Genomic DNA, 14,804 nt, shown 5'->3' with positions numbered 1-14,804 from the left:
CCTCGCCAAGCCCGCTCATGGTGCGCACCCTCTCTACACATCCCGGAAGGCGGGAGTGCCTTCCGGCCACATGTATGGGGATGACCTTGCACACCGGCCACAACGCTCCCGCCACCTTCGCTGTCAGTCAGGTGCGCTGCGAGAAGGACCACGTTCGTTCCCGCGACTGCGCGTACCAGGTCGCCTGGAACATCAACCCGCATATGAAGCCCGGCGCCGTCGCGTGGCGCCGCGCCTGCACCCAGCACCGCGAGTTCCTGCGCACCCTTCGTGAAGAGGGCGGGACCTTCTTCGAGCTGCCCTTCGTCCACGGCGCGTTCGACTCGGTGTTCGCCAAGGACAACGCGGTGCTCGTCTCGCAGGAGGGCGAGCTGCGCGCGCTGCTCGCCACCATGCGCCACGGCCAGCGCCGCAACGAGCAGCTCGCGCGCGCCCGGTGGCTGGCCGCGCGCGGCTTCGACGTCATCGAGCCGCCGCGCGTGCACATCGAGGGGGGCGACGTGGCCATGCTGCCCGCGGGCCGGGGCGCCCTGCTGGGCTGGGGCATGCGGTCCACGCAGCGCGCCGCGGGCGTGCTGGAGGCCTTCCTCTCCGCGCCGGTGACGCCGCTGGAGCTGTGCGACCCGTACCTCTACCACCTGGACACCGCGCTCACCGTGCTGTCCGACGGCACCGCGCTGGTGTGTCCGGAGGCCTTCACGCCGGAGTCCCTGAGGATGCTGGCGCGCACGGAGGGCATCCAGCAGGTGATTCCCATCGCGCGCGAGGACGCGCTCGCGTTCGGGCTCAACATGGTGGAGGTGGGAAACACCGTCATCATCGGCGCGCGCGTGCCCCGCGTGGAGGCGGTGCTGCGCGGCCTGGGGCGCCGGCCCGTCAGCGTGCGGCTGGACCAGTTCCACCTGGCCGGCGGCAGCGCGGCGTGCCTCGTGGCGCGCGTGCACCCCCTGCCGCCCCTGAATGCCCGGTGCTTTCGCGAGGAACAGGAGCAGGCGCGGCAGCAGTCGCTCTCCGCGTGACGCACGCCGGAAAACGAAGACCTCCCCGGGCGACTGGAGCGCGCGGGGAGGTCCGGGGTGAAGCAGGGAGCTGGCTTCAGGACTGCTGTTCGCTGGAGGCTTCCGGCGCGCTCAGCCCTTCAGCGCCCCAGAAGCGGCGCGGGTGGCCGTCGCCGCGGGTGCCGCCGGAGAGCTTGTCCACCCAGGGGTACTTCTGGGCCTCTTCCGCCGTGTAGCCCAGGTTGAAGACGGTGGGGCTCTTGGGCTTGTCGGACGCCTTCTCGTACAGCGTGCCGAAGAGGCGGTCCCAGAAGTAGTTCGTGATGCCGTAGTTGCCCTGCTCGTTGTGGAAGTGGTGGGACATGTGCAGCCGCTTGATGTCCTTCAGCCACTTCTGCTGGGGCGCGTAGTTGAGGTGCTGGATGCAGTGGCAGAACTCGTAGAAGCACGTGGTCACCATGCCCCAGCCCAGCGCCGCCGCCGCGCCGGAGCGGCCGCCGATGAGGTAGCCGATGGGCGTGAGCACCAGCGCGATGGTGGGCAGCGTGGTGTGCAGCGCCCCGAAGAGCACGCGCAGGTCGTGCGGGTCCTGGTGGTGGTCGAAGTGGATGCGCTTCCACGTCACCGCCGTCGCCGCGGACTTGTAGAGGAAGCGCCCGTGCAGGATGTACCGGTGGATGAGGTACCAGCCGAACGGGTACGCCACCGTGGCCACCAGCACCGCCGCGGCCATGCGCGCCGGGGCCTCGAACCACTTCACCGACAGCACGATGCAGGTGATGCCGATGAGGATGTAGGCGACGACGGCGTAGTAGGTGAAGAACGAATAGACCAGGTCGCGCAGCGACATCCGGTCCAGGTTGTGTTTCCGGTTCAGGAAAGAGACCGCCACGGGGATTCCCTCACTTTTCGCTCCGGCGCGGGGCCCGGTCTGCCGGGGTGCGCGGGGCTCGAAGGCTTGCTCGCATCCCGGCCCTGGGGGTGATGCGGGAGTCCCTGAGCTATCAGTCAAGCTGCCCCTTGGCCCAGGAACGGTGAGGGTCCTCTTAGCGCCTTCCTGGAGGCATTGAGAAGCCTCTCTGTTGCCGCGCCCCTACATTGTCCGGCTGCCCGGCCTCCATCCGACCCGGGGCCAGACTTCCGTGCTGGAGGCCCACACCCCACCTTTCCGTCCACAGACGCGAGCGATCGCACGAGGGGGTCAGGAAGATGGCGCGCAAGGCACAGGGACAACAGGACACCGGGAACCAGGCGGGCGGGCGGCCCGCGCGGCGCAAGACGACCACCCGGAAGACGTCAGGCACGGCGAACGCCAGTGCGGGGCGCCTGGAGCTGCGCCGGGACATCGCGGAGTACCGCGCCGCCGCGGAGGCCCAGGCGGACGTCGTGCGCGAGCGCATCAACGCCGCGCTGGAGGTCAGCCGCCGCACCCGCGAGGAGATTGAGCAGCGCATCGCCAGCGAGCTGCACACGCCCCGCGTCACCGCCGCGAAGAAGGCCGCCCCGGCGCGCAAGCGCACCCGCGCCTCCACTCGCGCCTCGGCGAAGTAGGGAGGCCGCAGTACTCTGGAGCCCCCCCTGGAGCCCCCTCAGGAGCGGAGCGCCGGGACGCGCGCGGCCTGCGCCGTCCCCTCCGCTCCGGAGGACTCCAGGTCCAGGGCGGAGAGCTTGTCGGCCAGGGCCTGGACCCGGTCACCGTCTCCACCGAGGGGGGACGCGGCCCGGGCCCCGATGAAGCACACGCGGGCCCGCTCCAGCAGGGCCACCTGTGCGTGCAGCTGCGCGAAGAGGCGCTCCTGGCGGCGTGACAGCGCATCCAGGTGGTTGAGCTCCTCCCCCAGCGACGCGGCGGCGCGCTCCAGCTGGCGCCGGGCCACGCCGTCCTGCGCGTCCTGGGCGCGCTTCTTCAATTCCTGCACCTGCGAGTCCACGCTGCCCTGGGACGCGACGGCCAGCTGGGCCTCCAGCTCCGTGTGGGACTCCGCCAGCGTGAAGGCGTCCCGGGCCAGCTTGCCGAGCACGGCCTGGAGCTTCTCGAGGCCCGGGCCCTTGGCCAGCTTGCGCGCCTCGTCCTGGCTCTGGCGGTAGAGCGTGAGCGCCCGGGCCACCAGCCCGCGCACCTCGCCGGTGAGGGTGGCCTCCAGGCGCATGCCCCGGGTGGCCACCGCGTCCAGGTCCATGGCCAGGTTCGCCGGCAGCGTGCCGATGCTCCAGAACAGCGCCACCACCGCGGAGTCCACCAGCAGCGGGAAGTAGCCCCGCGCAGGGAGGAAGCGCGCGTTGAGCACGTCCTGCACGTACAGCCCCAGCGCCGTGGTGACGGCGGCGGCCCCGGCGCACAGCGCGATCTGCGCGGTGGTGCCCACGCTGTCGCGCCCGTTGCCCCGCCACGCCAGCAGCCCCGCGGCGAGCGCGCCCGCCACCGCGTGTTGCCAGGACGACGGCAGTCCCAGCACGTAGGGCAGGGCGGGCAGCAGCACCATCGCCGCGCGCACCAGGGCGTTCTCCGCCGCCTTGGGCTTCACCGCGGTGACGGCCGCCGCCATCAGCGCGAAGTAGCCCGGCTCCACCGGGACGCGCAGCACCTGGCGCGCCACGCCGGCCACCATCGCCATGGCCCCGGCGCCCACGAGCGCGGACAGGCAGCGCGACTCGAAGTCCTCCCGCCGGATGAATTGGATGGAGAGCGACATGGCGCACCGTTCCGTACGTCGGGGGGTGACTAGTAGGAGTTGCTCTGCCCGAAGTTCTTCATCGTCTTCTTCTTGAGCGCCATGGACGCATCCCGCACGTCCGCGTCGCTCCGGGCGTTCCCATAGGCTGCCTGGGTCTGGTCCACGTCCGCAAGCTCCCCCGCGAGCGCGGACGCCGAGGTGCCGAAGAGTCGACGCGCGTTGCCCAGCAGGTCGAGCGCACTCGCGCGGTCGCCACTCTTCATCGCCTCCGCGGCCGCTTGCAGCTGCTGCGTGCCCAGCGCGCGGATGGCGTGGACGCGCACGTCGCGGTCCAGGCCCGCGTGCACCACCTGGACGTCGTCCGTCACCTTCGCGCCCAGGGCCAGCGTCACCCGCGACGGCAGGTTGGCCGTCACGTCCACGTACGACACCGCGGCGTCCAGCACGTTCATGTCCTTCGCGTTCGAGGGCGCGTCCAGCGTCAGCTTCGCCACCACGCGCGCGGACTGGCCGCCCGTCAGGTCGTAGAGGGGGATGCGCACGGCGTTGCCCTCGCGCGTGGACGGCAGGCCCATCACCTCCAGGCCGCTCACGCCGGGCGGCAGCGTCAGCGTCAGGCTCACGTTGCGAGCGACGGTGCTGGCGGCCTGCTCCAGCTCCCGGGTGAAGATGGAGGCCAGCTGCGAGGAGTCGCTGATGAAGCCGGAGAAGCCGCCGCCGCGCTCGGCCATGCCGCGCATCAGCGTGTCGTTGAAGCCGGTGCCCACGCCCAGCGCGCTCACGGTGATGCCCGTCTCGCGGATCCGCCCCACCTCGGAGAAGAGCCCGTTGTTGGACGTCACGCCCTCGGTGGGCTCACCGTCGCTCAGCAGGATGGCGCGCGTCACCCGGTAGTCGCTGGAGTAGGGGCGCACCGCGTCCGCGCCCGCCACCAGCCCGCCGCTCATGTTCGTGCCGCCGTTCACCTGCAGGGCCTCGATGGTGCTCAGGAGCTCGCGGCGCGTGGTGTCGTCAATCTTCACGCTGGGCACCACCGTCACGTCGGAGCCGTAGTGCACCAGCGCCAGCCGGTCTCCCTCGCGCAGCTGCCGCACCAGCTCCTGCGCCGCGCGCTTCGCGTCCGCCAGCTTGCCGCCATCCATGGAGCCGGAGCGGTCAATCACCAGCGCCAGGTTCACCGGCACGCGCTGGACCTTCTCCGGCAGCCGCGCGGTCAGCTCGAACACGGCGAAGGCCTCACCCGGGCCCGCCTTCACGTACGCGCCGGACAGCTTGCCCGTGAGCTCCACCGGGCCCGCGTTGCCGGAGGCCGGCTGTCCCAGGATGACGGGCAGCACCCCGTTGACGGGCGCTTCACCCGGCTGCACGACGGTGTGGGTCTGGTCCAGGGCGCCCGCGGTGGACGGGCTCCGGCGCGGGTGCCCGTTGGGAAGGGGGGCAGACACCGGCGGGTGCGAGGAGGTCTTCGCGAAGAACGAGCGCGCGTCGAGCGCGAGCGCGCCCAGGACCAGCAGGCCAGCAAGGGACAGTAGCAGTTTGGTGCGGTTCATGCGCGGCGGACCTTCCCCCAAGGGGTGCGAGCGGACGAGCACACGCTCGCAGAGCCGTCACCCGGCCGCATCGGTCACCGGGAGGACCCTCCTCCCGATGACCGATGGGGTCAGGCCGCGTCCGGCGGACCGTGCCGCACCAGCTCCTCCACGGCGCCGCGCACGCGCGCCTCGTCGAAGGGCTTCTCCAGCAGCGGGTTGGGGATGCGCTCCAGGAACTCGCGCGCGCCCGAGGTGAAGGCGCCGCCGGACACGAAGACGAAGCGGCGCTCCAGGCCCGGGTATTCGCGCCGCACGGCCTCGTACACGTCGCGGCCGGCGAGGTCCGGCATCATCACGTCGCACAGCACCGCGTCGAAGCCCGGGGCCCGCGACATGCGCTCCAGCGCCTGGCGCCCGCTGGTGGCCACCTCCACGTCGTGGCCGCGCAGCAGCCGCTGCAGCACGCGGCCCACCGCGGGCTCGTCATCCACCACCAGCACGCGGCCCCGAGGCACCACGGGCACGTCGGGCACGGAGACCTCCGGCGGGCGGACGGCGGGGTCCGGCCGCGGCGCGGGCAGCACCACGCGGAACGTGCTGCCCTTGCCCACGGTGGTCTCCACGAGGATGTCGCCGCCCAGCCCGCTGATGATGCCGTGGCAGATGGACAGCCCCAGGCCGGTGCCCACGCCCACGGGCTTGGTGGTGAAGAACGGATCGAAGATGCGCCCCATCACCTCCGGCGCGATGCCGCTGCCCGTGTCGCGCACCTCCACCACCACCTGCCCGCCGGACACGCGCGTGGCGAGCACCACCTCGTGGTCGTGCGCGGAGCCCTCCGGGATGGCCTGCGCCGCGTTCACCACCAGGTTGAGGAACACCTGGCAGAGCCGGCCCTCGTTGGCCATCACCTGCGGCACGGTGCCGTACTCCCGGCGCAGCCGCGCGCGGTGCCGGATTTCATTGGCGGCCATCATCACCACCGAGTCCAGCACCGCGTGCACGTCCACCGGCGTCATGCGCTCTTCATCCGGCCGCGAGAACGTCTTCAGCTGGCGGACGATCTGGCGCACGCGCTCGGCGCCCTCGCACGCCTCGCCCAGCACCTCCTGCCACTCGGCCACGTCCGGCGGGCGCACGCCGCGCACGCCGGGGCCGGGGGACAGGTGGTGGCGGAACTCGTCCGACAGGAAGGCCAGGTTGGAGAGCACGAAGGCCAGCGGGTTGTTGATTTCGTGCGCGATGCCCGCCGCGAGCGTGCCCACCGACGCCAGCCGGTCCGCCAGCGTCAGCCGCGCCTGCAGCTGGCGCTGCTCCGTCACGTCGCGCGCGATGGACACCACCGCGGGCTGGCCGTCGAAGCGCAAGGGCAGTGAGGCCAGCTCCACCACGCGCGTGCGACCGTCGCGCAGCACCAGGCGCCGCTCGCTGGTGAGGGGCTTGCTGTCCCCGGACGCCACGCCCGTGCCCGGCACGTCCGCCAGGAACTCCGACAGCCGGCGGCCCACCAGCTCCTCGGCGCGCGCGAAGCCCAGCGCGGTGACGAGCGCCGCGTTGGCGTAGACGATGTGGCCGTCGCGCTCGATGGCCGCCGGGTCGGGGAAGCCCTCCATCAGCGCGCGCAGGCTGGCCTCGGAGCGCTTCAGCGCCTCCTCCACCTGGCGCCGCTCCGTGATGTCGCGCGCCAGGCCCTCCACCGCCACCACGTGGCCCGCCGTGTCCGTCACCGGCGCCACCACGTGCTCCAGCCACAGGAGGCTGCCGTCGGGGCGCAGGAAGCGCAGCTCCACCGTCGAGCCGTCCACGGACTGGGGCGACTCCAGCAGGCGCTCCAGCGCGGCCCGGTCGTCAGGGTGCACGTGCCGGTACCACAGCTCCGGATCCGCGTAGTGTGCCTCCGGCCCCAGGCCCAGCTTCGCGTGGGCCACGCGGCTGACGTACGCGAAGCCGCGCGGCGCCTTCCGGCGGTACAGGTACAGCACGTCGGAGGCGTTCTCCGCGAGCTGGCGGAAGCGGTGCTCGTGCTCGCGCAGCGCCCGCTCGGACGCGCGGCGCTCCAGCGACACGGAGATGGCGCCGCTGGCCGCGGACAGCAGGTCCACCTCCAGCCGGTCCCACTCGCGCGCCTCGTAGCAGTTGTCGAAGCCCACGAGCCCCACCAGCCGGCCCTGCACGCGCAGGGGCAGCACCAGCAGCGACAGGACCCCCTGCGGATCCAGCAGCGCCCGCTCGCACGCGGGGAAGGTGGTCACGCGTCCGGTGACGACCTCGCCGCGCTCCAGGATGGGGAGCCAGCGCTCCAGGTCCGGCTTCACCGGCAGCTCCTGGAGCATCGGATTGTCTATCTCCGGCGTCACGCCGGGCGCGCACCACTCCGCGCGCTGGCTGATCACGAGCGTGCCTTGCGCGTTGGTGTGGAGCTCGAAGACGTAGACGCGGCTCGCTCCCGCCGCCTGGCCCAGCGGAGCGAGCGCGGGGCCGTACAGGTCGCCCCCTTCCGACACCGACAGCAGCCGCTGCTGCATGTCCACCAGGGCGGTGAGGTAGCGCTCGCGCCGGGCGAGCGCGTCGCTCGTGCGCTTGCGCTCGGTGATGTCATTGAGCGTGCCCGCCATGCCCAGCAGCGTGCCGTCCTCGTCCATCGTCACCCGCGCGAACACCTCCACCCAGCGGAAGCCGCCGTCGCGCGTGAGGTAGCGCACCTCGTGCTGGACGAAGTCACGCTCGCGCGTGAGCAGGGTCTTGCAGACCTCCAGCGTGCGCGCCCGGTCGTCCGCGTGCACGAAGTCCAGCGCGGAGCGGCCCAGGCTCTCCTCCACAGGAAAGCCCGTCACCTCGGTCCACGCGGGATTGAGGAAGACCCAGTTGCGCTCCATGTCCGTCTGGAAGACGACCTCCTGGAGCGTGTCGATGACCTGCCGGAAGCGGCGCTCGGTGGGGGTGGTGCCGTCAGGCCGGGTGAACGGCATCTGCATGCTGAGGACTCGCGGTGGAAGAACTTGGCCGTGCGGGCGGAACGCCCGGGGACGCGGACGTGGACAGTCGAACGATTGAGGATCGCCGACATGCAGGCAAGGGGGCCCGCGGGAAGAGCGTGAGGATGGGAAGCATTCCCTGTCCTTGAGGATGGAGTGGGCCCTGGCTGCTGTCTTCCTTTCTTCCCGGGAGGCGGAGATGACACCATGATGCGTGCGGAAAGCCTTGGCATGTCCGGCGTCACATCTCCAGCCTCGGATGCCCGCGTGACGGGCGGGGATTCCCCTCCTCCGTCAACGCGCGTCATGGACGCGGAAGGGGTTGTGCTCGTCGAGTGCACGGGCCGTGTGCCTTCATTCAACGCACAAGCCGCGGCGCACTTCGGCATCCCGGTTCCCCTCCACATCGAGCACGCTCGCCTGCCTGGGTGTGAATGGGTGCGCGCCGACGGCACACCGCTGCCACCGGGTGAGTCGCCCCTCGCGCGAGCGCTGGCGGGCGAGCCGGTGGACCCTTCCGTGTGGCACGTGCTCCGGCCGGATGGGACGCGCATCGCGCTGCGGTGCACGGCGGTGCCGGTGAAGGGCGCGGACGGGCAGGTCGCGGCGGCGCTGCTGCGCACGCATGCCGTGGACGCGCTGCCCGCGCCGGTGCTGGATGCGTCGCGCCTGCTGGCGGAGGCCGGCGCGCTGCTGGGCGCGTCGGTGGACGCGGAGGCGCGGCTGGAGCCGCTGCTCAAGCTGCTGGTGCCCACGCTGGGAGAGGGCGCGCTGCTCGTCCTCCGGACCCCGGGCGGTGCCGCGGGGGAGGAGGCCCTGCGCGTGGCGGCGTCGCTGCACGCGGACGCGGGCCGGCACTCGCTCCTGCGGGAGCTGCTCACGCGCTATCCGTTGGATCCCTCCGCGCCGGGCGGGCTGCCCGGGGTGTTCGTGTCCGGGGCGGTGGGGCGGCTGCCCATCCTGTCCGAGGAGCACATCGCGGCCATCGCGCGGGACGCGGAGCACGCGCGGCTGATGCGCGAGGTGGGGCCGCACGGCTGCCTGAGCGTGCCGCTGGGCGCGCGCGGCAACGTGCTGGGCTCGCTGATGCTGCTGCGCTCCAACGTGCTGCGTGTCTTCGGCGCGGAGGAGGAGCACTTCCTCACGGAGCTGGCCCACCGCACCGCGCTCTACCTGGAGAACGCGCGGCTGTACCGCGAGGCGCGCGAGGCGGTGCGCCAGCGCGACGAGTTCCTGGGCATCGCGAGCCACGAGCTGAAGACGCCGCTCACGCCGCTGAGCCTCAAGGTGCAGCTCTTGCAGAAGCAGGTGGTGGTGCTGGCGCGCGAGGGCAAGGAGGTCCCCACCGAGCGCGTCGCCGAGGCGCTGGACGTGGTGCAGCGCCAGGTGCGCCGGCTGTCGGGGCTGGTGGACAACCTGCTGGACGTGTCGCGCATCACCGCGGGCCGGTTGCGGCTGGAGCTGGAGGAGCTGGACCTGGCCAGCGTGGCCGCGGAAATCCTCTACCGCTTCTCCCCCGCGGCGGCGCAGGCCGGCACGGAGCTGGGCCTGGAGGCGCCGGTGCCGGTGGTGGGCCGCTGGGACCGGCTGCGGCTGGAGCAGGTGGTGACGAACCTGGTGTCCAACGCGCTCAAGTACGGCGCGGGCCAGCCCGTCATCGTGGGCGTGGAGGCGCACGGCACGCTGGCGCGGCTCACGGTGAAGGACCACGGCATCGGCATCGCGCCGGACGACCTGGCGCGCATCTTCGAGCGCTTCGAGCGCGCGGTGAGCGACCGGCACTACGGCGGCCTGGGCCTGGGGCTCTACATCACGCGCCAGATTGTGGAGGCGTTCGGCGGCACGGTGAGCGCCGTCAGCACGCCCGGGCAGGGCTCCACGTTCATCCTGGAGCTGCCCCGGGGCGACATCCCGGAGGAGTGGATCAGCGCGCACGCGGCGCCGGGGCCCACGCAGGGCGAGTAGCCCCGCGCCACGCGGCTCCTCAGGCGACTTCCAGCACCGTCCACTCGCGCACTTCCCCCGCGAGCGTCACCTCCACGGTGTCGCCGGCCTTCTTGCCCAGCAGCGCGCGGCCCACGGGCGAGCTGGGGGTGATGACGGAGAGGAAGCCGTCGCCGCCGGGGCCGGTGAGCTCGGTGCCCGCGCCGGCGGGGAGCACGAAGAAGGTGCGCTCGGCGAAGCCGTCCTCGTCCTCGGTGCTGCAGTCCACCAGGGCGCCCAGCCCCACGGGCCCCTGGCGCGGGAAGCGCGGCAGCTCCTTCTGGCCAAAGGCCGTCAGCGCCTGCAGCTCTTCTTGAAGGCGGCGGGCCCGCTGGGCCTGGCCCGTGGCGAGGCTGCCGTATTCGATGGCGGCGCGGCCGTCCTCCTTCTTCTCGGACTCCGTGGCGAGGCTGCGGGCCGCCTCGCGGGCGTCGGCCTCCGCGCGGTGGGCCAGCCGGTCGCTCTGCTGGAGCCGCTCGGCCAGTTGGTGGAGCAGGGTGTGCTTGTCGAGTCGCATGGGTATCGGTACAGGACTGTAGCGCCCGGTGCGAAGGCCTCCAGTTTTCAGCCCGGCCGCGCCCCGGGCTGGGGTTGAATGGGGGCCATGACGCCTCAGGAACGCTCTCAGAAAGCCCACGAACTCGTCGCGAAGGGCGCCGTGCTGCTGGATGTGCGCACCCCGGAGGAGTTCCAGCAGGGACACCCGGACGCCGCCCGCAACATCCCCGTGCAGGTGCTGGCCCAGCGCCTCTCCGAGGTGGGCCCGGTGGGCACCCCCGTGGTGGTGTACTGCGCGGCGGGAGGCCGCAGCGCGGTGGCCGCGGAGCTCCTGCGCAAGGGCGGCTTCCCGGACGTGTTCGACCTGGGGTCCGTCAAGAACTGGTAGGCGTGCGCGCCCACGCGCCATGCAGACCCGCACCGCCGGCTTCCTCCTCGTCGCCCTGTCCGGCGCCTCCTTTGGCGCGCTGGGCCTGTTCGCGCGCCTCGCCTACGCGGCGGGCGCGGACATGCCCACGCTGCTGTTCCTGCGCTTCACGCTGGCGGGGCTGGTGCTCGCGGGCGTGATGGTCGCGAAGGGAGGCACGTGGCCCCGGGGCCGCCTCCTGGGCGGCCTGGTGCTGCTGGGCGCGGTGGGCTACTTCACGGAAGGCAGCGTCTACTTCATCGCGCTCCAGCACGCGTCCGCCGGGCTGGTGGCGCTGCTGCTCTACCTCTTCCCCGCGCTGGTGGCCGTCATCCAGGTGGCCCTGGGGCGCGAGCACCTGAGCCGTCCCCGCTGGCTCGCGGTGGGGTTGGCCCTGTGCGGTACGGCGCTCACGGTGGACCCCGGCCCGGACGCGAAGCCGCTGGGCATTGCCCTGGGCGTGCTGTCGGCGGTCATCTACGCGCTCTATGTGCTGTCCAGCGCGCGGGTGGCGGGGCCGGCGGGGCCGCTCGCCGCGAGCACCGTCGTCCCGCTGTCGGCGGGGGTCGCCTTCGGGGCGCTGATGCTGGTGAAGGGCCCGTCCTTTCCCCAGACGCCCGGAGGCTGGGGCGCGGTGGCGGGCCTGGCGCTGCTGTCCACGGTGGTGGCGATGCTCACGTTCTTCGCGGGCCTCAAGCGCATTGGCCCGGTGAACACGTCGCTGCTCTCCACGCTGGAGCCGGTGATGGCGGTGGTGCTGGGCGCCCTCTTCCTGGGGGAACGGCTGTCCTTGCGGCAGGGCCTGGGCGGCCTGCTCATCCTCGTGGCGGTGGTGGTGCTGGCCCGGAGCGACCCCGGCCGCCCCGAAGCGGGAGCGGCCGGAGCCCAGGGCGCACGGACTACAGGCGCTTGAGGAACTGGTGCACGTCGTGCACGAAGCGCTGGGGGCGCTCGGCGTGCGGGGCGTGGCCCGTCTCCGGGTAGAGGAGGTACTTCGCGCCCGGGATGGCGCGGGCCAGGGCGCGCTGCTCCTCCACGGAGAAGAAGCCGTCGTGGTCCCCGCCGATGATCAGCGTGGGCACGCGGATGCGGCCCAGGCGCGCGGAGTGGTCCTCCGCGATGAGCCCGTCCAGCGCGTCCTGCCACACGCGCGCGGGCAGCTTGGAGCTCTCCGAGACCAGCGTGTCCAGATAGGACTCCGGCACGGGCGCGTAGAAGGTGCTGGCCTGGAACTCGTGGATGAAGGCGGGGTCCACGGGGTCGGTCAGCGTGTCGACGACCTCCTTGAGGCCCAGGGCCACTTCATTGCCCGCCACGGTGGGCGCGGAGCCCACGAGCACCAGCCCCTTCACGCGGTGGGGGAAGTCCAGCGCCACCTGCTGCGCGATGAAGCTGCCCATGGAGTGGCCCACGAGCACGGCGCGCGGAACGCGCATCGCGTCCAGGAAGGCCACCACGTCCCGGGCGAACGCCTGCTGCGTGTAGCAACACACCGGACGGGACGAATCGCCGTGGCCGCGCTGGTCCAGCGCGTAGAGGTGGAAGTCGCGCGGGAAGCGCGGCAGGTCCAGGTCCCAGGTGTGATGCGAGTCCGTATAGCCGTGCAGGAAGACGACGACGGGCCCATCACGGCGGCCCTGCTCCACGTAGCGCAGCGTGACGCCGGTGGACAGCCGCACCGAACCCTCACGCGCGCTGGCGCCACCCCCACGGTCGGAGTCCTCCAGCGCGGCCGGAGCACTCACGAGGTCGGGCTCGGAACCCGAAGCCACGTCGGGTCCACAGCCGGCGAACAGCAGCACCGCGAGGAGGGAGGGACGGATGCGCGTCATGCGTCAGGGCCTCTTTGGGATGGAACGCGGCGGGTAGGTCCGCCGCGGGGACACACGCCATCCTAAAGTGACCTCTGACATCCTGTGCGCGAACATATCCTGCCAGGTCGGAAGTGACCTGCCAGGGAGGTCGCGCGAACCCCGCCCGGGACGGAGGCTCAGGGCCGCCGTGCGAAGATGAGCTCGCCCACGCCGCCCAGGCGCTGCTCGCGCCGGAGGACGCGGAAGCCCGCGGACTCCACCAGCCGGAAGGTGTCCCGGTTGAGGCGGCAGCCGCCGGACAGCCGCCGCCACGCGGGCGTCAGCAGGTCCTGCGCGGTGGCGAGGGCGCGGCTCGGGGCCCGCACGTGCTCCAGCAGGCGCAGCTCACCGCCTGGCCTGAGCACTCGCATCACCTCCGCGAGCGCCGTGGCCGGCGCGTCCACGCAGCAGAACACCAGGCTGGAGACCACCGCGTCGAAGGAGCCGTCCGTGAAGGGCAGCGCCTGCGCATCCGCCTGGAGCAGCGCCACGCCGCTCTTGCGCGCCCGCGCCCGCGCCAGCGCCTCCAGGTCCACGTCCACCGCCGTCACCGACGCCACCGTGGACGGATAGGCCGCGAGCGCCAGGCCCGTGCCCGCGCCCACCTCCAGCACCTTGCCGGAGAGCCCCTCCACCAGCTGCCGCCGGGCGGCGTTCAACCCCGCCCAGCCCAGCGGCGCCATCAGCGCGTCGTACGCCAGTGCCCTCATGTGGAACTCCCCCCGAGTGAAACGAAGCGAAACGCGGACCTGCCCCGCACCCTGCTACCGCGCCGTCTCCACCCGGCCCTGCGGCGCGGACGGCTTCTGCGAGGACGCGCTCGGCGCCTGCTTGCGCAGGAGGCCCCACAGTCCGTACACCACCAGCAGCAGGCTGCCGTACTGCGCGGGCGTCAGGCCGAAGTAGCGCGCGTCCACGTACGACAGGTCCGTGGCCCGCAGGAAGTCCAGGCAGAAGCGCGACGTCGCGTACAGCAGCGCCAGCAGCGGCAAGAGCCGCCCCTTCATCCGGGGCATGTCGCGCAGCGCGTACAGCAGGGCCGTGAGCGTGAACAGCACGACGGCGTCGTAGAGGCCCAGGTCGTGCCGGTTGCCGTTGGGGAACTGCACCGCCAGGAAGAAGTCCGTCAGCTTTCCCGGGTGGTCGTGCACCGCGAAGCACCCCAGCCGGGCCACCGCCCAGCCCGGCGCCACGCCCAGCGCGAAGCTGTCCGCGTAGTCGTTGAAGCGCAGCTTCTTCACCCGGAAGAACACCACCGCCGCCACGATGCCGCCCAGCAGGCCGCCGAAGGACGACAGGCCATCCCAGAACTTGAAGATTTGAAACGGGCTCTTGGACAGCTCCTCCGGGTGGTAGAAGAACAGGTGCACCCAGTGGCCGAAGAGCATGCCGGCCGCCACCCCCCACATCGCGAAGTCCGCCAGCGGGTTCGGATCCAACCCCTCGCGCTCCGCCTGCTTCGTCAGCAGCCGGGCGGCCAAGAGGATGCCCGCCGCCACGAAGACGTTGAAGGGGTTCAGCTCCAGGGGCCCCAGCTTGAACGAGGGGGCGTGCCAATAGGGAATCAAGGGGGCTCCAGAAAGGCCAGGGACCCGCCCGGGCACTGGCCCGGAGGATTGAACGCGAACAATCGGCGCATCCCGGGCTTCCCTCCACCTCTTTTTCACCCCCACGCCCGCTGGACTCGCAAGCCCCACCCGGACGCCCTCCTGGGCCCCCGCCCCTCCTGCCTGCCCCTTCCCCACATCCGCTGGCGGACAGAGCCCGTGTGCGCCCTTCGCCATTGCCCTCGTCCCCAGGAGGGAATCCGTTGTGTTTCCAGAGGTTCGGGGAAGCCGAGTGAGGACCGAGACACCAGACAAGGGGTGTCTATTACGGGAATCC

At 72.1% G+C, this 14,804-nt stretch carries 13 protein-coding genes; 5 read left to right on the top strand and 8 right to left on the bottom strand.

Annotation, left to right across the window (positions count from 1 at the left end):
- Positions 1-80: 80 nt before the first annotated feature.
- On the top strand, positions 81-1,019 hold the full coding sequence (locus NR792_RS26025) for a dimethylarginine dimethylaminohydrolase family protein (protein WP_375755389.1): 939 nt from the start codon (positions 81-83) through the stop codon (positions 1,017-1,019).
- A gap of 76 nt (positions 1,020-1,095) precedes the next feature.
- On the opposite strand, the gene NR792_RS26020 is transcribed toward NR792_RS26025, so the two are convergent.
- Entirely contained in the window at positions 1,096-1,848 is a 753-nt protein-coding gene (locus tag NR792_RS26020; RefSeq protein WP_375761691.1) for a sterol desaturase family protein, read from the bottom strand.
- Between the two features lie 359 nt (positions 1,849-2,207).
- Between NR792_RS26020 and NR792_RS26015 the strand changes: the two genes are divergently transcribed.
- Positions 2,208-2,549: a hypothetical protein gene (locus NR792_RS26015; protein ID WP_375755388.1), complete on the top strand. Its 342-nt coding sequence runs from the start codon at positions 2,208-2,210 to the stop codon at positions 2,547-2,549.
- Positions 2,550-2,587: 38 nt separating this feature from the next.
- Here the strand turns inward: NR792_RS26015 and NR792_RS26010 are convergent, their stop codons facing one another.
- From NR792_RS26010 to NR792_RS26000, 3 genes are all read right to left on the bottom strand, one after another.
- Positions 2,588-3,691, bottom strand: a complete 1,104-nt coding sequence (locus tag NR792_RS26010; RefSeq protein ID WP_375755387.1) for a hypothetical protein — start codon at positions 3,689-3,691, stop codon at positions 2,588-2,590.
- A gap of 29 nt (positions 3,692-3,720) precedes the next feature.
- Positions 3,721-5,223 carry a VWA domain-containing protein gene (locus NR792_RS26005; protein ID WP_375755386.1) on the bottom strand — a complete coding sequence of 501 codons (1,503 nt, stop codon included), beginning with the start codon at positions 5,221-5,223 and terminating at the stop codon, positions 3,721-3,723.
- Positions 5,224-5,333: 110 nt separating this feature from the next.
- The gene (locus NR792_RS26000; RefSeq protein ID WP_375755385.1) at positions 5,334-8,180 is read right to left on the bottom strand and encodes a PAS domain S-box protein; all 2,847 of its coding nucleotides are present in this window, start codon (positions 8,178-8,180) and stop codon (positions 5,334-5,336) included.
- A 438-nt stretch (positions 8,181-8,618) separates the two neighbouring features.
- Here NR792_RS26000 and NR792_RS25995 point away from each other — a divergent pair, with 438 nt between their 5' ends.
- Positions 8,619-10,145 carry an ATP-binding protein gene (locus NR792_RS25995; protein ID WP_375755384.1) on the top strand — a complete coding sequence of 509 codons (1,527 nt, stop codon included), beginning with the start codon at positions 8,619-8,621 and terminating at the stop codon, positions 10,143-10,145.
- A 19-nt stretch (positions 10,146-10,164) separates the two neighbouring features.
- Here the strand turns inward: NR792_RS25995 and NR792_RS25990 are convergent, their stop codons facing one another.
- Positions 10,165-10,680 carry a GreA/GreB family elongation factor gene (locus NR792_RS25990; protein ID WP_375755383.1) on the bottom strand — a complete coding sequence of 172 codons (516 nt, stop codon included), beginning with the start codon at positions 10,678-10,680 and terminating at the stop codon, positions 10,165-10,167.
- Between the two features lie 87 nt (positions 10,681-10,767).
- Here NR792_RS25990 and NR792_RS25985 point away from each other — a divergent pair, with 87 nt between their 5' ends.
- Both NR792_RS25985 and NR792_RS25980 read left to right on the top strand, forming a co-directional pair.
- The gene (locus NR792_RS25985; protein WP_120550795.1) at positions 10,768-11,049 is read left to right on the top strand and encodes a rhodanese-like domain-containing protein; all 282 of its coding nucleotides are present in this window, start codon (positions 10,768-10,770) and stop codon (positions 11,047-11,049) included.
- A gap of 19 nt (positions 11,050-11,068) precedes the next feature.
- Positions 11,069-11,980, top strand: a complete 912-nt coding sequence (locus NR792_RS25980) for a DMT family transporter (RefSeq protein ID WP_375755382.1) — start codon at positions 11,069-11,071, stop codon at positions 11,978-11,980.
- Here the strand turns inward: NR792_RS25980 and NR792_RS25975 are convergent.
- From NR792_RS25975 to NR792_RS25965, 3 genes are all read right to left on the bottom strand, one after another.
- The gene (locus NR792_RS25975; protein ID WP_375755381.1) at positions 11,967-12,899 is read right to left on the bottom strand and encodes an alpha/beta fold hydrolase; all 933 of its coding nucleotides are present in this window, start codon (positions 12,897-12,899) and stop codon (positions 11,967-11,969) included. The genes NR792_RS25980 and NR792_RS25975 overlap by 14 nt on opposite strands.
- A gap of 158 nt (positions 12,900-13,057) precedes the next feature.
- Positions 13,058-13,630: a class I SAM-dependent methyltransferase gene (locus NR792_RS25970; RefSeq protein ID WP_375755380.1), complete on the bottom strand. Its 573-nt coding sequence runs from the start codon at positions 13,628-13,630 to the stop codon at positions 13,058-13,060.
- A gap of 54 nt (positions 13,631-13,684) precedes the next feature.
- Positions 13,685-14,488 carry a prolipoprotein diacylglyceryl transferase gene (locus NR792_RS25965; protein WP_375755379.1) on the bottom strand — a complete coding sequence of 268 codons (804 nt, stop codon included), beginning with the start codon at positions 14,486-14,488 and terminating at the stop codon, positions 13,685-13,687.
- Positions 14,489-14,804: the final 316 nt, after the last annotated feature.

Origin of the sequence: Corallococcus exercitus (assembly GCF_042231735.1) — a bacterium.
GTDB classification, from domain to species: Bacteria; Myxococcota; Myxococcia; order Myxococcales; family Myxococcaceae; genus Corallococcus; species Corallococcus exercitus_B.
Note: the sequence above shows the minus strand (reverse complement) of the source record. Positions and strands in the feature narration are given on the sequence as shown.